Genomic DNA, 20,264 nt, shown 5'->3' on the forward strand with positions numbered 1-20,264 from the left:
ACAGGAGAACAGCATGGCCGACGCCACCGGCGAAAGCGTGTCACGTCGTACACGAGGACTGGATCGCGCCTTCGAGATTCTCGAATTCCTGCGTGTGAAGCGCCAACCGATGCGGCCGAACGAGATCGCTGCAGAAATCGGTGCGCCACGCTCTTCCGTCTATGAACTCGTCAACCTGCTGCTTGGCCATGGCATGCTGGATTACCAGGGTGGCGACGGCCGCGTGTTTCTCGGGCGGCGGCTTTATTTCCTTGGAACCGCGTATGCAGAACAGTTCGATCTTATGCGCGAATGCGACAGGATGCTGGGGCGACTTGCGGAAGAGACCCGTGAGACAGCACAGATGTGCACCTTGGAAGGCCGGAAATATACTGTCGCCATGATGCGGGAAGGGATCAGGCCGTTCCGCATCTCATCCAATATTGGAGAACTCGTGTCGATCCCATGGACTGCTTCGGGTCGGCTTCTGGTCTCTCATTTAAGCGACCAGCAAATCCTTGATCTTATCCCGCCCGAGGACTTTGTTCTGCCGAATGGGCGTCTGCTGGCACCTGCCGACTTCATCGGTCAGGTTCGCCAGGCGACTTGCGATGGATACTTTACCTTCAATAGCGAGGTCGAGAATTTCACGCACTGCTTTGCGGCGCCCGTCCATCAGGCCGATGGTGCGTGTATCGCAACCCTTTGCCTAGTAGCACCTCGCGAAGATGGCCTGCGTAACCGTGACAACTATCTCGATCATCTGCTGAGAGCTGCAAACGAGATTTCCGAGAAACTCGGCTACCACAGGGAAAAGCCGGCGGTTTCGCTCGCCGGCTAATCTTTTTTACTTCGCAGCAACCGCCGTCATCTCGACAGCCAAGTCGGGATGAGCGAGACGGGATTCCACCGTTGCACGGGCCGGCGCATGGCCTTTCGAAACCCAGGCATCCCAAGCCTCGTTCATTTCGTCGAAACCAGACATGTCGGCGAGGAAGATGTTGACGCTGACGAGATTATCCTTGGTCACACCGGCCTTGGCGAGCGTATCCTCCATGTCGAGCAGAACCTCTTCCGTCTGGACCTTGACGGACCGGCCGCGGGTCTTTTCGGCAATATGGCCGGACAGGAAAATCAGGTTGCCGACAACGACTGCATCGCTCCAGCGGTCGGTGAGGCCAATTCTTTCAATCATGGTGACGTCCTTCTGGTTAGAGTGGCCAGACTTTTAGGACGGTGATCGCGAATTTGGAAGGTTTTGAGCAGCAAAGCGCCAGGTTGGCGACTTGAGCAGGTTCTGAGGGCAAAGCGAGGTCACTGAGAAGCAGATGACCGTCGCTGCACCGTGAGATGAAGCCGCGGGTCTGGGATAGTCGCTGTGGTGCATTCGGCCTGCATTTCACAAATGACCACTGGCCCGGATGCGGTGGTTAATCCGCGTCCGAGCCCAACGGTGCTGATCACAGCCCCTTGATCATCCCGCCGTCGACGCGGATGGTGGCGCCGGTGACGTAGCTTGCCTGCGTGCTGGCCAGGAAGGTGGCGACGGCGGCAAACTCTTCTGGTCGGCCGTAGCGGCCGGTCGGGATGTCGTTGCGGGAGGCTTCCTGAACGGCTTCGACGCTTGCGCCGGAATTCTTGGCCTTGATGCCGTCGAGTTCGCGCACCCGGTCGGTATCGATACGGCCCGGCAGGATCATGTTGACGGTGACGCCGTGCTTGGCGACCTCGCCGGCCAGCGTCTTAGACCAGCCGGCGACAGCTGCGCGAACGCCGTTCGACAGCGCCAGATTGGGGATCGGCTGTACGACGCCAGATGAGCCGATGGTGATGACGCGGCCCCATTTGCGGGCGATCATGCCTTCGAGCATCGCATCGGTGATCGTGAAGATGGAGGTCGCCATCATCTCGAACGCGGAAGCCCAGCTTTCCGATGCCTGGCCTATGGCCGGGCCGGCCTTGGGGCCACCGGAGTTGTTGATGAGGATATCGACGCCGCCGTCTGCCTTGAGTGTAGCGATGAGAGTTGCGACCGAAGCCTTGTCGGACAGGTCGACCTTGATCGGCGTGATGTTGGCGGAGGCTTCGATCTTGTCGATGCTGCGGGCTGCGGCGAAGACCTGAACACCTTCAGCTGCAAGGCCTTTGGCGATGGCAGCACCAAGGCCACGGCTTGCGCCAAGAACGAGGGCCTTCTTACCGGAAATCTGGAAATCCATTACTTCAATGCCTCAAGCTTTGCTGTCTGTCGTTCGATGAGTTTTTCGACCTCTTTAATGGCGAGCGCGTTGAGCGATGCACCCGGCCTGCGCTGGGCGGCGCTGGCGATCGCGCCGCGCTTGGCCAGCACATATTTGCGCACGGCAAGGCCGAGGCCCGGCTGCTGTTCGTAGCGCACCAGCGGCAGATAGGCGTCGAACAGGTCCTGCGCCTGATCGAACTTGCCTTCGTTGCTCAGACGCACGACGTCGACCATCATTTCGGGATAGGCGAAGCCGGTCATCGCGCCATCTGCGCCGCGCTGCATTTCCTCGGTGAGGAACACACCGGCGTTGCCGCAGAGGATCGAGGTGCGGCGACGGCCCTTGGCTTCGGCGTCACGCAGATCGGAAATCTTCTGCAGGCCCGGCCAGTCTTCATGCTTGAGCATGACGATCGACGGATGCGCTTCGAAGATCGCGCCGAGCACCTTCGTCGAGATCTGCACGCCGGTCGACAGCGGGAAATCCTGCAGGACGACTGGAACGTCGGTGCCGACCGTGTCGACGACATTACGATAATAGGTGATGATCTGCTCGTCGGTGCGCAGCGAGGACGGTGGTGCGACCATGACGCCGGCGGCGCCGAGATCCATCACCGCCCTGGTCAGTTCGCCGATGGCGGCAAGACCCGGTGCTGACACGCCGACGACGATAGGCTTACCGGCCGAGCGCTGGATCGTCAGCTTCGTGACCTCGATCGATTCCGCCTGGGTCAGTTTTGGCGCCTCGCCCATCATGCCGAGGATAGTCAGGCCGTCAGCGCCCTTGTCGTAATAGAAATCGACCATCGTATCGACGCTTGCGTGGTCGAGCGCGCCATCGTCCTTGAACGGCGTGCAGGCGATGACGAAGACGCCCTTGGTTTCGGAGTTGATCAGCGACATGTCGTAATATCCTATTCGAACCAGTGGGAAGAGCCGCGCGGCACATACTGGCCGTCGCCGGGCTGATTGGTGACGCTTTCGCCGTCGAAGCCGAGCTTGCCGCCGAGATAGGTGCGCGCCACCGTGACCGAGAACTCGCGACCGTCGAACGGGCTCCAGTTCAGTTCGTCATGTGCCTTTGCCGAATCCCACACCTGCGACTTCTGCGACAGGACGACGAGATCGGCATCGGTGCCGATGCGAATGGCGCCCTTTTCCGGCCAGAGACCGAAGAACTTTGCCGGGCGCTCGCAAAGCTGCTCGACGGTGATTGCTGCTGCATCCAGGCCACGGTTATCGGCTGCGGTATAGAAAGCGGGTAGAAGGGTTTCGAGACCCGGCACGCCGGCGCCGGCTTCGAAGATCGACGGAGTGAACTTGTTGTCGATCGGCCATGAGGAATGGTCGGACGAGACGAAGGCGACGCGGCCTGCAAGGATCTCGCCCCAGAGCGCATCGATCTGGCCGGGGCGGATCGGCGGATTGACCTTCATCTTCGCGCCGAGTTCCGCACCGTCCTTGTCTGGATCGAACCAGAGATAGTGGACGCAAAGCTCCCCGGTGGCGCGGAAGCCGTCGGCGAGATAGTTGTCGACGAGCTGGAAGCCGCGCGCGGTCGTCAGGTGGACGATGTGAGCATGGGCTTCTGCCGCGGCGCCAAGTTCGAGGAACTGGGCCGTCGCTGCCAGTTCAGCGGCCGGCGGGCGGCTGGCGGAATGCGCTTCGATGCCATCACGACCCGCAGCCTTGGCGGCGGCGATATAGGCGTGAACGATCTCCTGATCCTCGTTGTGTACGCCGAGCGGGATGACACTATCGGCCAGCGCGTTGAACGTCGCGAGGATCTGTTCGGATGCGATGCGCGGGAAGCGGGTCGGGCTGCTTTCGAAGGTGGAGATCTTGAATGCGACAACGCCGCCTTCAATCAGAGGCTCGATTTCGGCGGTGGACTGGTCCGGCATGATCGTACCGTAGAGCGCCATGTTGGCATGGGCGTGCTTTCGGATTGCCGCGACCTTGTCGTCGAGCCGCGCTACCGTGTTGAGCGGCTCGGGGTTGTCGTAAGGCATGTCGACCAGCGTCGTAACGCCGCCGGCAATCGCCGAGCGGGTGGTCGATTCGATACCCGGCAAGCCCCTGCACGAGCAGGCATGCGTCTGGCCGTCGATGACACCGGGAATGATCAGATCCTCACCGGCATCGAAGATTTCCGCAGCCTGCGGTGCCTCACGGGCGCCGATGGCGGCGATCTTGCCATCGCTCACCGCGATCCAGGCGTTTTCGAGCGGACCTTCCGGCAAGACTGCCGTACCGCGGATGATGAGATCGAAGGTCATGCCGTCATCCTTTCAGGAGCATTTGCCACACGGCGCGCCGTGCCATAGGCGAGATCAAGCTGGCCGCATGCGAGAGCGACGCCCGCCTGCACGGGATCGATGACGGGAAGACCGAGGCTTTCCTGCAATGCCTCGCGATAGGACCCCAGGCCGGCGCAGCCGAGGATGATGACATCGGCGCCATCCTCATCGCGCAGCACCCGCGCCGTGCGCGATACGGTCTCGACCACGTCGGTCGCCATCAGTTCGACAACCGTCTTGTCGATCGAGCGATCGCCGGCAAGGCGGCCTTCGATCTGGAGCACCTTGAGGTAGCGCAGATGGCGGTCGATCGAAGACTGACCGAGCGAAATGATGCCGAACTTTTGGCCCAGGCCGAGTGCTGCCAGATAGGCGGATTCGGCGATGCCGAGCACCGGCCGATCGACGAGTTCACGCACCTTGGCAATGCCCGGATCGGAGAAGCAGGACAGAACGAAGGCGTCGGCCCTGGATGCGGCGACTGCTTCGAGGATGTTCGGGATGACCTGCGCCACGTGTTCGTCGGTTTCGATACCCGGAGGCGACTTGGCCAGCTCGACGCACTCGATCGTGTGGCCGGTCGATGCGATGACGGGGCCGAGGCAGGCCTGCATGGATTGCGTCACGGACGCGGAACTGTTCGGATTGATTACGAGAATATGGGACAAGAAAGCACCTGCTTGCGGCAAAAAATCTGATGTGAGATGCGCTATGATATATCACGGGTATATCAGATCAGATGACGTGTCAAAGAAGAACGCGTAGCTTTTCACAGCATCAGCGCACGCCCGCCTTTCGGCAGGCATCAAGCGCACCGCACGCCTTAATCCAGGGGGACAACGCGGACGCGTCGCCGACCGACGAGTTTGCAACTGGCAGTTTTTCCTGCATAACCAGCCCGCGGCAAACGAACACGTTGCGAAAAATGTGCCGTCAAATATATCATGCGGAATCTCTTGAGAACTTGTGAGGACTTGATGACCGTCACCGTCGAACCCGCTTCGGCAAAGCCGCGGCAGCCGAAAAAAGCCGGGAAAAGCCGGTCGCTGACGGAGAAGGTCTATGATCAGCTGCGCCGGGACATCCTGCGCTGCACCCTTAAGCCGGGTGCCGATCTTTCCGAGGCCGAGCTTGCTGCTCGCTTCAAGGTTTCCAAGACGCCGGTTCGCGAAGCGCTGGCTGCGTTGCGGCTGGATGGCCTGATCCGTACCTTCCCGAGACGTGGATATCAGGTTTCGCTGATCACGCTTGGCGACGTCAACAGCCTGTTCGAAGTGCGCACGATCATCGAAGCGGGCGCTGCCGAACTGGCGTCGAAGCGCATTTCCGATGACGAACTTACCGAGCTGAAGCGCCTGGCCGAAGTGAGCTACGACCCCGGCACGGAAAAGACGCTCTCCTATTTCGTCAGCGCAAACCGTGACTTCCATCTGGCGATCGCACGCGCCTCGGGCAATCCTCGTCTCGTCTCCGCGCTCGAGCGTCAAATCGATGAACTGGAACGCTTCTTCTATCTCGGCGCCACTCTGCGCGACGTGAACACGGAGACAAACAAGGAACATCATGAGATTGTCGAGGTACTCACATCGCGAGATCCCGAGGCAGCGCGCGCAATCATGATCAAGCACAATCAGGCGACCCGTCAGGGCTTGCTGCAGGCCTTGGCGCAAAGCTCCAACTTCGGCGACGTCTCCCTCTAAGGCCCGCCCCTCCGTTAGAGGCCATCGTTATCATCCGCGCCGTATGATGGCGATGAGCCGGCGACCTGCACCGTCGTCCGTACTTCTTTGCGCACTGCCTACGTTGCACATACCTGCATTGAGACGCCGTTACCTGCAGCCTTCGGGCTGCGGGGCGATCGATGCTGCCTAGAGCCACCCACTCATCGCGAAGACAAATTGCATTGATGCAGTGCAAAAACGGCTGGACACACACCCGTAAGAATATCATAGATATATCAGTTCACATATCTCGCGGTTTCGCAGACGCATTCCGCATAGCGACGAAGATTGGCATGAGCGAATTCCTCAATGTACCGGCCACGCCCGAAGGTGGCTTCAAGCGATTGTTCGAGCCGCTGGAAATCAATGGTTGCCATATCCGCAACCGTATCGTGTTGACCGGCCACGGCACCGGCATGCCGACGGATGGTTCACCCAACGAACAGATGGTCGCCTATTACGAGGAACGGGCGAAGGGCGAGGTCGGCCTCATCATGCTCGGCACCCAGCAGGTGCATCCGTCGTCTCCCGGCATTACCGGCCTGCTCTGCAATTACGATGAGCGGATCATTCCCGGCCTGAAGCGGGTGGCCGACGCGGTGCACAGGCATGGCGCCAAGATATTCGGTTATCTCGGGCACATGGGTGTCGCGACGTCAGCGCGCCCCCTGCCCACCTGGTCCGCCTCGCCAGTCTACGAGCACAAGTATGGCGAAGTCGCTCATGCGATGACCAAGGCCGAGATAGATCTTCTCGTCGACGCGTTCGCGGCCGCCGCCAAGCGCAATCTCGAAGCCGGCATGGACGGCATCGAAGTGCATTGCGGCCACGGCCTGCTGCTGATGCAGTTCATGTCGCCGATCTTCAACAGGCGCGAGGACGAGTACGGTGGTTCGGTCGAAAACCGCACCCGCCTGCCGCGTGAAGTGCTGACCGCCGTGCGCGCCGCGATCGGCCCCGACGTGCCGCTCGGCGTGCGCATCTCTGCCGACGAACTGGTGCCCGGCGGCCTCACCATCGAGGACATGGAGATCATCTGCCCCATGTTGATCGAGGCAGGCGCGCTCGACTACATCGATGTCAGCGCCGGCAGCGATGGCGACTATGTGTCCAACATGCTTCACGAGCCGCCAATGGGCCTGCCGCCGGCACCCTATGCCAGCATGGCCGGGCGTATCCGCCGTGCCTGCCCCGGCGTCGCGATCCTGCACGCAACCCGCATTCACACCGCGGCCGAAGCGGAAGCCCTGCTCTGTCGCGGCGACGCGGATATGGCCGGGATGGTGCGCCCATTGATCGCCGATCCGCATCTGCCGGCCAAGGCGCGGCGTGGGGATGCCGACCGCGTGACGCCATGTGTTGCCTGCGAACAGGCCTGTTTCGGCCGGCTTTATCGTGGCCGTCATATCTCCTGCGTCGGCAACCCGACGAGCGGTCGTGAACTGCGCTGGCATGCGCTGCCGGCAGCGACCAAACGAAAGAAGGTCTGCATCGTTGGCGCTGGCCCTTCCGGCATGGAAGCCGCTCGCATCTCGGCCATGCGCGGCCATGACGTCGTGCTGTTCGACCAGCGCGACGTGCTGGGTGGTCGGATGAATGTCGCCAAGTTGCCCGCCGGCCGCTCGGAATGGGGGCGGATGATCGCCCACAAGACGAGCGAGATCGGCCATCTCGGCGTGACGTTGCGCCTTGGAGCGCTCGCGGATCGTGATGCCATTCTCGCCGAAGAGCCGGACGTCGTATTTCTTGCCACGGGTTCTAAAACCGGCCCGACCTATATTCCCGGCACCGATACCGCCCCGCTCATCATCGTCGATGCTGCTGCTTCCAATCCCGATCTCTGCGGCGAAAGGGTTCTGGTTATCGACAACATCAACCGGACGCCGGCGATGGCGACGGCCGTCTATCTCGCCAAGCTCGGTCGGCGCGTCGACATGAGCACACAGGGCTTTCATGCCGGCCACAGCCTCGTCATCCAGAACAAGAGCTTCTTCTGGCGCGAGGCGGCCAAATACGGCGTCACCTTCCTGCCGGCGATGAAGCCGGTCGCCTTTAACGGCGGCAACGTCACGTTCGAGCATGTGTTCAGTCGCGAAACCATGCCGCCGCGCCAATACGACACAATCGTCTGGGCCGATCCCGGCCTGCCGCGCGATGAGTTGCTCGGTGCGCTGAACGGGCACGTGAAAGATGTTCGTGCCATCGGCGACGCCTATGCGCCGCGCGATATCGAGGCAGCATTCCTCGACGGCTACGAGGCCGCCATAACACTTTGAAACCTTCCCATAACAAAGAGGAGAACTTTTACATGGAAGAGAAAATCCAGTGGTCCCGTCAGGAAGACGTGCCGATGACCTGGGTGCACGAGGGCAAGGAATTCAGCCACCGCCTAATCACCCAGAAGCAGAACGGCTCCAGCTTCTCGTTCCACATCACCACCTACATGCCGAATTTCGACGTGATGGTCGAAGGTAACGGCATCAATGAAGTGGTGCTTTACTGCCTTCACGGCTGGTCGCGCCAGATCGTCGAGGCAACCGGCGAAGAGCGCATCTTCAAGCCGGGCGACGCCATGTACCTGCCGAAGAACTATCGCTATCGCCACATCATCGGCGAAGCAGGCCTGGTCGTTGCCGTCTGCGCCAATCCGTCGAAGGAACACGGCGACATGTGATTTCAAAAGCCCGGACACTCATTCCGGGCTTCTTTTTTGAGGGGCAGAGAGATGGAATTTTCCGACTGGGGAAGCCTGACACGAAAAGAACTGAGCGAGCTTGCCGCGCGGCGCGCACTCGTTCTGGTGCCGACCGGTGCCATCGAGCAGCATGGCGATCATCTGGCGGTCGATACGGATACGCGGCTTGCCGGAACGGTCACGCAGATGGCCGCGGCTCGGGTCGCCTCCATTCCCGTCACGGTCGCGCCTCCCGTCGCGTTCGGCTTTTCCCCGCACCATGCCGCGTGGCCGGGCACGATCACGCTGCGGCTCGATACCTATATCGCACTGCTGCGCGACGTGGCCCTTTCGATACTCGCGGCCGGTTTCCCTCGCGTCCTGTTCGTCAACGGACATGGCGGCAATGAAGCGCCGCTGCGCAGCCTCGTGACCGAAATGGTGACGGACGGATATGCCGTCGGCATGGTCAACTATTTCTCCCCGTCATCGGCGGAATGGATACCTATGCTCGCGGGCGCCCTGCCCCGCGCCGGACACGCCTGCGAACAGGAAACGGCGCTGACGCTGGCCCTGCCCCAGACCGGAATTGAGGCGCAGGATCGCATCCTCACCGCCGTTTCCGGGATGCCCCCACGCACGGTTCAACCTTGGATGCCGGACGGGATCGAAGACGATCCGATTACCGCTGCCGGAGCGGCATGGCCACCCATCTTCCAGGAAGAGGACTGCGGCTATTATGGCGACCCGGCCGCCGCGACGCGCGAGACCGGCGAGCGCATTCTCGAGGTGACGGTGACGCGCCTTGCAGAGTTCATCGAGGCGTTCGCGCATGCTCCACTTCGCCTCGGATCACGTCATGGGACTGCATCTCAGTTAGGCAAATAGGCCCTGAGAATGCTTAGGAATAAGGCGCATCCGACGTGCTCGTCTTTTTCTGATATATCACTAAATATTTCTGTTGTGTTTGATGAAAATATCAGAGCATAGTTTTGTCACCCGTCAATTCAAGCCGATCATAAGACCGGGAAAACAACCAGAGAGGATCCAATGAAGACGAAGTTCAAGATGATCGTAGCCGGTCTTGCGGCCGCTACCTGCGCCACCCTTCCGCTCGCTGCAGCCAAGGCTGAAAGCATCGACCTGTCGACGCTCAACGTCTCTATCGAAGCGCCGAAATGGCAGCTCAACAACCTGATCGAGCCGGGCAAGCTGATCATCGCCACGACGGCGAAGACGCAGAAGGAAACCTTCATCGGTGACGACGGCAACCTTCAAGGTGCCCGCATCGATCTCTGGAACAAGATGGCAGCCGACCTCGGCCTGACCGCCGAATTCGTCAAGGTCGACTGGGCCGGCGTCATGCCGGGTCTTGCCGCCAACCGCTTCGACCTGGGTTGCGAAGGGGCAAGCTGGACGAATGAGCGCCTGACCTCGAAGGACTTCTTCCTGACGCGTCCGGTCAAGGTGCAGGTCAATGTCGCCGTCGTGCGCAAGGATTCCGGCATCAAGACCTTCGCCGACATGAAGGACAAGAAGCTCGGCGGCGTTAAGGGCGAGATCGAACTCAAGGCGCTTCTGACCAAGACCGGTGCTGCCGACGACACCGCCCTATCGCTTCCCGGCGTCACCGAGGCCCGCCTGGCTCTCCTCAACAAGCAGATCGACGTGTTCGGCACGGGCCTCCACGCTGCCGTCGCTGTCATGGACGGTCCCGACGGCGATCAGTTCATGCTCGTGTCCGAGCCGACCTCGGTCGGCGTCGGCGGCTTCTGCGTCAACGCCCGCGAGCCTGACCTTCTCAACGCCGTCAACTTCCTGATGGCCAAGTATCGCGCCGATGGCACGATCAAGGAGATGAACGTCAAGTGGGGTCTGCCGGACACATCCGACCTGCTCGGCAAGCTCGGCTACTGATCCGATACAAGCGATGGAGTTCGACCTTTCAGTCTGGATGCAGCGCGGCCCGTATATCCTGAACGGATTCTGGCAAACTCTGTCGCTCATCGCATCGGTCCTTGCCATCAGCGCCCCGCTGGCGTTGATGGTAGGCCTCTGCCTCGTGTCGCGTAGCGTCTGGCTGCGCGGCATCTTTTCCGCCCTGAGTTGGCTGGTGCGCGGCGTGCCGCCGCTGATCATCCTGTTTGGCGCCTATTACGTTCTGCCGATCGCGCTCAACATCCGGCTTGAATCGCTGACAGCTGCAATCTGCGGATTCGCGCTCTACAACACGTTCATATTCGCCGAGGTCGTGGCGTCCGGTCTGCGCGCCGTGCCGAAGGGCCAGCATGAGGCGATCGCTGCGATCGGCATTCCGCCGTTTCGGGCGCTCCGCCGCATCATCCTGCCGCAGGCCATGCCGGTCATCGTTCCACCCTACATTTCCTATGCCACCGACATGGTGAAGAGCACCGCACTTGCCGGCTCGATCGGTGTTATGGAGTTGATCACTCGCGCAAACCAGGCCGTCGTCGCCAGCAACAGGCCGTTCGAGATCCTGATCGGTGTTGCGATCATCTACGGCCTGATCGACGCCATCCTGATCGGCATCCAGGCCTGGTGCGAAAACCACTGGGGCAAGGCCAGGAGGCGCGCATCATGAATTTCGACACAGCAATCATCATCGACAATCTCGATCCGCTGCTGCGCGGCGTCAAAACCACGATCTGGCTCTTCCTCGCCATCATGGGGATCTGTACGCCGCTGGCACTGCTCGTTGCGCTGGCGCGGCTTTCGCGCAACCGCTCTCTGCAGGTGGCAGGCGCTACCTATGTCAACGTGATCCGCTCGCTGCCGCTGCTGGTCATCCTGTTCTTCACCTTCTACGGCCTGCCGGCGCTCGGGGTCTACGTCTCGCCGTTCGTCGCGGCGATGATCGGTCTTACCATCGTCACCACCGCCTATCTTTCGGAAGACCTGCGTGGGGCATTGATGGCGGTGCCGCGCGGCCAGTACGAGGCGGCCGATGCACTTGGGCTTTCGCCCTGGCGCTTCACCCGCCGCATCCTCATACCCCAGGCTCTGCCGGTGCTGTGCGCGCCGTATTTCACCCGCGCCATCGTCACGGTGAAGGCCACGTCGATTGCATCGATCGTTGCCGTCAGCGAACTGACCGCCGAGAGCATGGCGAAGATCACCGAGACCTACCGGTCCGTGGAGTTCCTGGCCTTTGCCGCTATTGCCTACCTCGCCCTGAGTTCGATCCTGGCATTGGCGCAATCCTGGACCCAACGCCGCGTGAACCTGCCGTGACACCCCGGATTGACCGCCCCGCACTGACTACCAGCAACGACTGGCAAGAAAGAATGAGTTGATGGACCTTTCTGTTTCCTCCGCACCGGCGACCGAAGCCCGCTTCATGCTGGAACTGGTCAACCTGCGTAAATCCTGGGGTGAGAAGACCGTTCTCAAGGGGATCGATTTGCGCGTGCCACCGGGTCAGGTCGTGTCGCTGATCGGCGCCTCCGGCTCCGGCAAGTCGACGCTGCTGCGCTGCGTCAATTATCTCGAAACGCCCGATGCCGGCAGCGCCATCCGCATCAACGGCCAACAGATGGGCGGCAGCGATCCGACCCGCGTGCCCGGCCGCCTGCTGCGTCAGCAGCGCGCCGAGGTCGGCATGGTGTTCCAGCACTTCAACCTCTTCCCCAACATGACCGCGCTGCAGAATGTCTGCGAGGCGCCGCTTGCGCACCGCCGCGGCAGCAAGGGGGAGATCCGCGACATGGCGATGGCGCTTCTCGAACGCGTTGGCCTTGCCGAGCGTGCCGGGCACTATCCGAGCCAGCTTTCCGGCGGCCAGCAGCAGCGTGTGGCGATTGCCCGCGCGCTTGCCATGAAGCCGAAGCTGATGCTGTTCGACGAAGTGACCTCGGCGCTCGACCCCGAACTGGTCGACGAGGTATTGAGGGTCATGCGCGAACTTGCAGAAGGCGGCATGACGATGTTGATCGTCACCCACGAGATGGCCTTTGCCGAGGATGTCGGCGATCGCGTCATCTTCATGGCCGACGGCACCATTCTCGAAGACGGCACGCCGCAGGAAGTTCTGCGTAACCCGCAGCAGGAACGGACCCGCAGCTTCCTGTCCCGCGCCATGCGCAACCGGTAAGAGGCATCTCATGGTCGCGGAGACATTCGGCGCATCCCTCTGGTCCGCCATCACGCCGGCAGGCGCATCATTCGACACGTTGACGGATGCGCATGACGCCGATTTCGTCATCGTCGGCGCCGGTTATCTCGGCATGAACACGGCCTACAATCTGGCCGCAAGCGGCGCCTCGGTCATTCTGATCGAGGCCGCCGAGTCCGGATTCGGTGCCTCAGGCCGCAATACCGGCTTCGTCGTGCCGACCCTGAAGAGAGCCCTGTCCCCTTCGAACGTCGTGCAGAAATTCGGCGAGAAACGCGCCGAGAGCTTCAACGCGATGATCGGCGGTTCCGGCACGCATCTGTTTTCGCTGATGGCGGAGAACGGGATCGAGTGTTCGGCGGAACAGACCGGCTGGCTGCAGCCGGCGCATTCACGCGCAGCGCTTGCCGCCTGTACCGCGCAGGCCAGGGAATGGCAGGAGCGCGGCTATGACGTCGAGCTGCTCGATGCCGCCGAGACCCATCGCCGTACGGGAATGGACGGTTATCACGGCGCCCTGTCGATCCCGACCGGCGGTCAGATCAACCCGCTCGCCTATGCGCGCGGCCTGGCAAGGGCTTGTGTCGCCAAGGGCGTCAGGCTGTTTGCCCGGTCGCCGGTGAGCGCCATTGAACGCGATGGTGAACGGTGGCTGGTCAGGACTGTTGGCGGTGGCGTCGCCAAGGGGCGTCAGGTGGTTCTGACGACCAATGCCATGGTCGGCAAACTGTGCTCGAAGGTAAATGCCGCGATCATACCGACGCGCAGTTTCCAGATCGCCACGCAGCCGTTTTCGCCGGAGATGCAGCAACGCATCCTGCCGTCACGGTCTCCCGTGGCCGACAGCCGGCGACATCTTTTTGCAGCACGCTGGTCTCCCGATGGGCGTATTGTCGGCGGCGGTCTCGTCTATCCCGGCCCATTCCGCATGGCGCGGACACGCTCGCGCTTCGAGGATCGCTTTTCCCGCTTCCTGCCGGAGCTTGGTCCGATCCGGGCGGACTATGCCTGGACCGGAACCGTTGCCGTAACGCTCGACAGTCTGCCGAGATTGTTCGATCTCGCGCCCGGCCTTTGGGCACCGATCGCCTGTAACGGACGCGGCGTGGCGCTTACGGCCGCTTTCGGACGCGAGCTTGCAGGATTCTTGGCGGGCAAGGTTACAGCGGACGATTTCGTCGTGCCGATCACACGGCCGGAGCCTGTGCCAATGCGCGCTTTCGCAACGCTCGGTCCGTATTTCTGGCTGCCTTACAGCGAGTTCATGGACAAGCGCGAAACGGAGGCCGTCACCGGTTAGGCGCGCGGCTCAAACGCAGTCTTCGGAGATAAACTCGGCGGCGCGTTCGGCGATCATCATCGTCGGGAAATGCAGGGCGGCATTCGGGATGAGCGGCATGATCGAGGCATCGGCGATGCGCAGGCCGGTGACGCCGCGAACGCGTAGCCTTTCATCCGTCACCGCGCCTTCGTCCGTTCCCATTCGCGCAGTGCCGGCCATATGGTAGGCGGTGCCGATGGACTTGCGGATTTCTTCGCCGGAGAGCTGTTTGAAGATTGCGTCATCGCTGACATGCCGGCGGAATGCCGGCTTCGCGAGGATCTCCTGCACACGTGCAATCGCGGCTTCCATGAATTCGACATCACGCCTATCGGACAAGGCACCGGTCTCAATCGATAAAGAACTGTCGGTGCGCAGGGAGATACGTCCCCGGCTGAACGGGCTACCCTGCTGGATAGCAAAGCTCGCGCCGTGTTGGCGCGGCATTGACGGCCGCTTGCCGGGTGGAGCTATCGGAAAAAGTGCGGGCGACATGACGACCTGCGCGCCAGCCATTGCATCATCATCCTCGGCCGGAAAATAGCCGGCCGCCTGGAACAGGCCCTGGGCCAACGGACCACTGCGGCTGTTGAGCCACTGCAGTCCGGCGCCGATCGCTTTGACCGGAGACAGGAGCTCGCTCATGCTGCCGCCATGGGTCGGCACCCGCAGCAGATAGGACGGATGGTTCTGCAGGTTGGTACCGACTTCGGTATGCGGAATGACGGGATCGATGCCTGCGGCCAGAAGATCATCCTTCGGGCCGATGCCGCTCTTCAGCAGAAGAGCAGTCGTGCCGATCGCGCCGCCGGCCAGAATGATCTCGGAGCGGATTTCGATCCGCTCGTCGCGTCCGCCGCGCGATATCACCAACGCTTTCGCATGCCCGCCAGTCAGCGCGATATGCTTTGCTTCGCAGCCGGCGAGGATAGTGAGGTTGGCGGGGACGGTTGGTAGGAAGGCACTACGGGCCGAATGTCGCCTGCCGTTCAGCGTGTTGATGTCGGTCAACCCGAAGCGTGCGCCCGCGGCACCATTCAGATCGTCGACCACCGGAAAACCAGCTTCACCGGCAGCGGAAAGAAATGCCTCGGGCAGCGGACCATAGGGCCTAATATGCCGGACCGAAATCGGCCCATCGCCGCCGTGCTGATCGCTGGCGCCGCCCTCATACCGTTCCAGCCGCCTGAAGGCTGCCAGACAGCGATCGTAGCTCCATAGATCACCAGCTGCGGTTTGCCAGGCGGTGTAGTCATCGACGCAACCACGGCTGACGACCATGCCGTTCAGCTCCGAAGAACCACCCAGTATACGCCCCTGATACAGAAGCGTCTGGCGTCCGGCATGGCTGGCCGGATGCATCCAGTTCAGGCCTTGGCGAAACGGGGCAAAGCCGGAAAGAAGCGGGATGGGATTGATGAGGCCGCGGCGATCTGCCCCGGCCTCAACAAGAAGGACATCGGCCTGCGGAAAGCGTGCGGCAAGGCGGGATGCCACGACACATCCGGCCGCCCCTGCCCCAACGATTACAAAATCGAAGTTGCGCATTCCTTCAGGCGCCACAGCCTTACTTGGCGATGCTGTCGAGATCGAGCGGCGTACCGACCCACTTCTCGGTGATCGTCTTCAGCGAGCCGTCCTTCTTGTAGGTTTCCAGCAGCTCGTCGATCTTTTCCGCCAGCAGCTTGTTGCCGTGCTGGATGACCAGAGCATTGCCGGCCACGTCGAGCGACGTCTTCAGCATGGTCAGCGGGCGCTTGGTCGAGCTGATCAGATAGGCCGGCGTGATATAGTTGCCGACCAGGGCATCGATGCGCTTGTTCTGCAGATCGAGCAGCAGTTCGGTCCAGCCGGCGTATTCGCGCGGCGTGCCGATGCATTCGGCGCCGATCTTGGCGGCCACGGTCTTGATCTGGGCGGCACCCTTGACGATGCCGATCTGCTTGCCGCAAAGGTCAGCCCAGTCCTTGATCTCGGCGCTGTCGCGATGCATGGCCGCGCCCGTACCGTTGGCGACATAGGCCTGCGAAACGAAGAAATCGGCCGACTTGACGCGCTCAGGTGTGCGCGCGACCGACGATGCGACCATGTCGAAGCGGCCGGACTGAACGCCCGCCAGCATGCCCGACCAGTCGAGAACGACGAATTCCGGCTCAAGACCGAGATCTTCCGCGATCTTCGTGGCAAGATCGATATCGAGACCGACAAGCTCGGCTGTCTCGTTATACATGGTGGACGGCGGGGACGAACCGGTGGTGCCGATCGTCAGCTTGCCGCCGGAGACGAGATTGGTCTTGTAATCATCGGCGAATGCTGCCGAAGTGAACAGGCCCGCGAATGTGGCGGCGCAGGCGAGAAGAAGCTTGAAGCGCATTTCGTTACCCTCTTTGTTACGCCGGTCGAATTGCTGCTCGCCAGCTTGACGCCTCCACGAAGATATCCGATTAGATATTTACTCTGATATATCATGGCGACGCCGAACCATATGACTGCTACCATCAAATCCGCAAGCGTTTTTCTCGTCCGTATCCCGCTTTCTGCGCCCTACGTGATATCGCGCGGAGCGCTTGAGGCGTTCGAAAATGTCGTACTGCGTCTCGAAACGGATGGGGGCATCGTCGGCTGGGGCGAGGCTGTTCCTGTGTCCCTGACGGAAGATCCGAGGGATTTCGCCCGGCTTCTGCAAGAGCGGCTAATACCGGCGATATTGGGCCAGTCCTTGCATGGCCTGGACACCGATCCCTTCTCTTGCATCTCGGCCGTTGTCGACGAGCTGCTGCCTCTCGCCGGCGCCGATGCGGCGACGGTCACCGCCGTTGACCAGGCGCTGTGGGACATCGCCGGGCGCCTTCAGAACCGCTCGGTCGGCGCGCTTCTGCATGCCGATCCTGAGCGGCGCACATTGATCGACTACACGATGGGCGCGCTGCCGGTATTGCAGACCGCGCCACGTGCGCGCGAGGTCATCGAGCGCGGCTATGCCGGTGTCGTCGTCAAGATCACCTGCAAGGACATGGACGAGGATGTCGCACGTGTCAGGACCGTTTGCGAAGCCCTGCCGAAGGCCACGCCTTATGCAAGCATTCGCGTCGATGCCAATGCCGGGTTTTCGCTCGATCAGGCGCGCCGGTTTCTCGATGCCGTTTACGGCCTGCCGATCGAGTTCGTCGAGCAACCGGTCGCGGCCAATGACCTTGCCGGCATGAGAGCCTGCCGCGACTGCGGCATTCCGATTGCCGCCGATGAATCATTGAAGCTTCCCCAGCATGCAGAAGCGCTTGTGGCGGAAGAGGCCTGCGACGTGCTCAACGTCAAGGTGACGAAGGCCGGCGGCATCGTACAGTCGATGCGGGTTGCCCGCATTGCTGAGAAAGCCGGCCTGCCGCTCGTTATCGGCGGCGGACTGACATTCGGGATCTCCCGCTTTGCCAGCCAGCATATCGCAGCTGCGACAACGGCAACGGAAGGCCGATGCCATCAGGGGCCGGGACCGGCCAGCCAGGCGCTAACCGGCGATATTACCCAACCACGTTTGACACCGGACGATATCTCCAGCTCACGCGGCTTCGTCATCGCACCAACCACCGCCGGGCTTGGCTTCGAGATCGACACTACCGCACTGACCAATTTCACATGCGAGGAATTCAGATGAAACTCGGACTGGTTACGACGGGACAGGGGCCACGGGCAGCATACGAGCACTATTTTACCGGGATCGGCAAAGCGCTTGGACTGAAGCTAGACGTCGTCAGCAAGCACATTCTCGATCCGCTGGACTGGCCGGAGATCCAGAAGAACCTCGCCGCCGGTGACCACCCGGTTCTCGGTGCGCATGTGCATGTGCCCGGTGCGACCGGCAACCGGCTGGGTGACGGATGGGACCATGTCTATGTCGATCTCGAATGGGCATATCAGTATTTCCAGCGCGCGATCGACGAGCTTGAGGCGGAAGGCGCCGGTGCGATCGTGCTGTGCTGCGGCACCGAGTTTGCGCCGGACCAGTTCCGCAGCAACGTGCCGCTGATTGCGCCCTGCAGCGCCGTCATGCAGGTCGTCGCCAATGCGGCCGCCACACACGAGACGCTTCGGCTCGGCCTGATGAGCTCGATCGGACATGCCAAGCAGGATGTGGCGTTATGGCAGAAGCAGCCTTTCGCGGACAAGCTTGAGGTGACCTATGAGGGTTTCGAAGGCAATCTGATGCCGGCGGCGGAACGGCTGGCAGAACGCGAGCACGATCTGGTCGTCGTCTGGAGTTTCGGCCTCGGCACCGCCGAAAGCGATGTCGACCGGATGGCGGAAAAGCTTGAGACCCTGCTCGGCTGCCCGGTCATCATGCCGCATCGCCTAGCCGCACTGACCGCCTTCGCCATTCTACCCGTCGGCTTCGACGACAAGACGATGGCACGACAGACCTAGGATCAGGTGGCCGGCACTGCTTGATGCCGGCCGTTCTCTCCGGCCTCATCAAGCCAGCGGAATTGCAAGCGCTTTCTTCGCTTCGGCCGCAGCCGCCTTTTCGGCGCGCCACATGGGGTTGAACGCCCGTTCCGTCACACCTTGCAGCCAGATGATGATGCTGTTGAGCGCAAGATAGACAGCGCCGGCCAGCAGGAGGAACTCCACCGGCCGATAGGTTTCCGAAATCAGGCCAGAAATCGTGCCCATGAATTCCGGCACGGCGACGAGGCCCGCCAGAGACGTGCCCTTGAGATTGAGCGTCAGGTTGGAAAAGAGAGGCGGCAGCGAGATGGGCATGGCCTGCGGCAGGATGACCTTGCGGATCATCACACCGCGCCTGATGCCGAGCGAACGGCAGGCCTCGATCTGGCCGAAGGGCACCGCTTTCAGGCCGGCGGTCAGAAATTCCACGTTATAGCCCATGGCCGAGATGACGAGCGCGATGAGGGCCGACATCAGCGGCGATAGGTAGATGCCGAGCGCCGGCAAGCCGAAATAGGCGAAGAACAGCAACACGAGTGTCGGCACTGCGCGCATCAGCCAAGAGAATGTGTTGACGCTCCAGCGCGCCCAGCGCGGTCCGTATTCGCGGGCCAACGCCAGCGGCAGCGCGAGAAGCGGTGCCAGCGTTCCGACGATCGCCATCAGGAGAATGGTGGTGCCGATACCCTTTGCGAGCAGCCAAGCGTATTGCGTGATCATGGTGCTCTCCATCATTACACCGCCGCCCGGCCGGGAATTGCAAGGCGGAAGCGCGCCACATGCTCCACGAACATGATGATGCTCGACAGAACGACATAGCTGAGCATGGCGATCAGCATCAGTTCGAACGGCTTTTGCAGCACGTCGATCAACCGCTTGGTCATGCCCATGACCTCGACCACCGCCACGGCAGAGGCGACGGACGTCCGCTTCAACGAAGTACAGGAGAAGGTCAGGAGCGGCGGCAGCGCAATGCGCATGACCTGGGGCATAATGACGTGGCGGTAGATGCCTCCACGCTTGAAGCCCAGAGACGATGCTGCCTCCGATTGACCATGGGGAAGGGCCATGAACGCACCGCGCAGCACCTCGTATTCGTAGGCGGAGGCGATCAGCGCAAGGCCGATCACGGCCGCCTGGAACGAAGAGAGATTGATGCCGAGCTTGGGCAGCGCAAGGAAGCAGAACATCAGGACGACGAGTTCCGGCAGTCCGCGAAAGAGCCAGGAATAGGTTCTGAGCGACCGCCGCAGCCACGGAGCCTTCGATGCGTCTCCCATGATCGAGAACATGAGTGCGATCGCCATCGACAGCAGCTGCGCCACCACGAAGACCTGGATCGTCAGCCAGATTGCCGGAATAAACCGGGGAAACATGCGCAGGATCAGCGCCCAGTCAAATTCGTAACCCAACGCATTCTCCTGTTCCGGGCTTGCCGAAATATATCAATAA

The 20,264-nt window shown here is 61.7% G+C and carries 21 protein-coding genes; 12 read left to right on the forward strand and 9 right to left on the reverse strand.

Features of this window, described 5'->3' with window-relative positions; translation table 11 throughout:
* Nucleotides 1-13: 13 nt before the first annotated feature.
* Entirely contained in the window at nt 14-820 is an 807-nt protein-coding gene (locus AC0JZ4_RS02685; protein WP_471884914.1) for an IclR family transcriptional regulator, read from the forward strand.
* A 6-nt stretch (nt 821-826) separates the two neighbouring features.
* On the opposite strand, the gene AC0JZ4_RS02690 is transcribed toward AC0JZ4_RS02685, so the two are convergent.
* The 5 genes from AC0JZ4_RS02690 to AC0JZ4_RS02710 all read right to left on the reverse strand — a co-directional run bounded on the left by AC0JZ4_RS02690 (nt 827) and on the right by AC0JZ4_RS02710 (nt 5,189).
* Nucleotides 827-1,174, reverse strand: a complete 348-nt coding sequence (locus AC0JZ4_RS02690) for a RidA family protein (protein WP_471884915.1) — start codon at nt 1,172-1,174, stop codon at nt 827-829.
* A gap of 265 nt (nt 1,175-1,439) precedes the next feature.
* Nucleotides 1,440-2,198: an SDR family oxidoreductase gene (locus tag AC0JZ4_RS02695; RefSeq protein WP_471884916.1), complete on the reverse strand. Its 759-nt coding sequence runs from the start codon at nt 2,196-2,198 to the stop codon at nt 1,440-1,442.
* Nucleotides 2,198-3,124, reverse strand: coding sequence for a dihydrodipicolinate synthase family protein (locus AC0JZ4_RS02700; RefSeq protein WP_471884917.1), 927 nt, complete (start codon nt 3,122-3,124; stop codon nt 2,198-2,200). The genes AC0JZ4_RS02695 and AC0JZ4_RS02700 overlap by 1 nt, the downstream gene beginning before the upstream one ends.
* An 11-nt stretch (nt 3,125-3,135) precedes the next feature.
* A complete protein-coding gene (locus AC0JZ4_RS02705) occupies nt 3,136-4,500 on the reverse strand; it encodes a dihydroorotase (protein WP_471884918.1) in 1,365 nt (454 codons plus the stop codon).
* Nucleotides 4,497-5,189 carry an aspartate/glutamate racemase family protein gene (locus AC0JZ4_RS02710; RefSeq protein WP_471884919.1) on the reverse strand — a complete coding sequence of 231 codons (693 nt, stop codon included), beginning with the start codon at nt 5,187-5,189 and terminating at the stop codon, nt 4,497-4,499. The genes AC0JZ4_RS02705 and AC0JZ4_RS02710 overlap by 4 nt, the downstream gene beginning before the upstream one ends.
* Nucleotides 5,190-5,498: 309 nt before the next feature.
* On the opposite strand from AC0JZ4_RS02710, the gene AC0JZ4_RS02715 reads away from it, so the two are divergent.
* The 9 genes from AC0JZ4_RS02715 (at nt 5,499) to AC0JZ4_RS02755 (ending at nt 14,348) form a co-directional block, all read left to right on the forward strand.
* On the forward strand, nt 5,499-6,221 hold the full coding sequence (locus AC0JZ4_RS02715) for a GntR family transcriptional regulator (protein ID WP_471884920.1): 723 nt from the start codon (nt 5,499-5,501) through the stop codon (nt 6,219-6,221).
* A 314-nt stretch (nt 6,222-6,535) separates the two neighbouring features.
* Entirely contained in the window at nt 6,536-8,518 is a 1,983-nt protein-coding gene (locus tag AC0JZ4_RS02720) for an oxidoreductase (RefSeq protein WP_471884921.1), read from the forward strand.
* Between the two features lie 32 nt (nt 8,519-8,550).
* A complete protein-coding gene (locus AC0JZ4_RS02725; RefSeq protein WP_471884922.1) occupies nt 8,551-8,916 on the forward strand; it encodes a cupin domain-containing protein in 366 nt (121 codons plus the stop codon).
* Between the two features lie 51 nt (nt 8,917-8,967).
* Nucleotides 8,968-9,804 (forward strand): creatininase family protein, encoded by an 837-nt coding sequence (locus AC0JZ4_RS02730; RefSeq protein ID WP_471884923.1) that lies wholly within the window; start codon nt 8,968-8,970, stop codon nt 9,802-9,804.
* Nucleotides 9,805-9,966: 162 nt separating this feature from the next.
* Nucleotides 9,967-10,833: a substrate-binding periplasmic protein gene (locus AC0JZ4_RS02735; protein WP_471884924.1), complete on the forward strand. Its 867-nt coding sequence runs from the start codon at nt 9,967-9,969 to the stop codon at nt 10,831-10,833.
* A gap of 13 nt (nt 10,834-10,846) precedes the next feature.
* Nucleotides 10,847-11,518 carry an amino acid ABC transporter permease gene (locus AC0JZ4_RS02740; RefSeq protein WP_471884925.1) on the forward strand — a complete coding sequence of 224 codons (672 nt, stop codon included), beginning with the start codon at nt 10,847-10,849 and terminating at the stop codon, nt 11,516-11,518.
* A complete protein-coding gene (locus AC0JZ4_RS02745; protein WP_471884926.1) occupies nt 11,515-12,168 on the forward strand; it encodes an amino acid ABC transporter permease in 654 nt (217 codons plus the stop codon). Before AC0JZ4_RS02740 ends, AC0JZ4_RS02745 begins: the two co-directional genes overlap by 4 nt.
* A gap of 61 nt (nt 12,169-12,229) precedes the next feature.
* The gene (locus tag AC0JZ4_RS02750; RefSeq protein ID WP_471884927.1) at nt 12,230-13,027 is read left to right on the forward strand and encodes an amino acid ABC transporter ATP-binding protein; all 798 of its coding nucleotides are present in this window, start codon (nt 12,230-12,232) and stop codon (nt 13,025-13,027) included.
* Between the two features lie 10 nt (nt 13,028-13,037).
* Nucleotides 13,038-14,348, forward strand: a complete 1,311-nt coding sequence (locus AC0JZ4_RS02755; protein ID WP_471884928.1) for an NAD(P)/FAD-dependent oxidoreductase — start codon at nt 13,038-13,040, stop codon at nt 14,346-14,348.
* Between the two features lie 9 nt (nt 14,349-14,357).
* Here AC0JZ4_RS02755 and AC0JZ4_RS02760 read toward each other — a convergent pair whose 3' ends face one another.
* Both AC0JZ4_RS02760 and AC0JZ4_RS02765 read right to left on the reverse strand, forming a co-directional pair.
* Complete coding sequence (locus tag AC0JZ4_RS02760) at nt 14,358-15,917, reverse strand: GMC family oxidoreductase (RefSeq protein WP_471884929.1); 1,560 nt, start codon at nt 15,915-15,917, stop codon at nt 14,358-14,360.
* Between the two features lie 19 nt (nt 15,918-15,936).
* Nucleotides 15,937-16,743, reverse strand: a complete 807-nt coding sequence (locus tag AC0JZ4_RS02765; RefSeq protein WP_471884930.1) for a substrate-binding periplasmic protein — start codon at nt 16,741-16,743, stop codon at nt 15,937-15,939.
* A gap of 111 nt (nt 16,744-16,854) precedes the next feature.
* Here AC0JZ4_RS02765 and AC0JZ4_RS02770 point away from each other — a divergent pair, with 111 nt between their 5' ends.
* Nucleotides 16,855-18,021: a mandelate racemase/muconate lactonizing enzyme family protein gene (locus tag AC0JZ4_RS02770; RefSeq protein WP_471884931.1), complete on the forward strand. Its 1,167-nt coding sequence runs from the start codon at nt 16,855-16,857 to the stop codon at nt 18,019-18,021.
* Nucleotides 18,018-18,788: an AroM family protein gene (locus tag AC0JZ4_RS02775; RefSeq protein ID WP_471884932.1), complete on the forward strand. Its 771-nt coding sequence runs from the start codon at nt 18,018-18,020 to the stop codon at nt 18,786-18,788. Before AC0JZ4_RS02770 ends, AC0JZ4_RS02775 begins: the two co-directional genes overlap by 4 nt.
* A 48-nt stretch (nt 18,789-18,836) precedes the next feature.
* Here the strand turns inward: AC0JZ4_RS02775 and AC0JZ4_RS02780 are convergent, their stop codons facing one another.
* Entirely contained in the window at nt 18,837-19,532 is a 696-nt protein-coding gene (locus tag AC0JZ4_RS02780; protein ID WP_471884933.1) for an amino acid ABC transporter permease, read from the reverse strand.
* 14 nt (nt 19,533-19,546) lie between these two features.
* Nucleotides 19,547-20,224, reverse strand: coding sequence for an amino acid ABC transporter permease (locus AC0JZ4_RS02785; protein WP_471884934.1), 678 nt, complete (start codon nt 20,222-20,224; stop codon nt 19,547-19,549).
* Nucleotides 20,225-20,264 lie beyond the last annotated feature (40 nt).

It is taken from the genome of [Rhizobium] kunmingense (assembly GCF_977018605.1).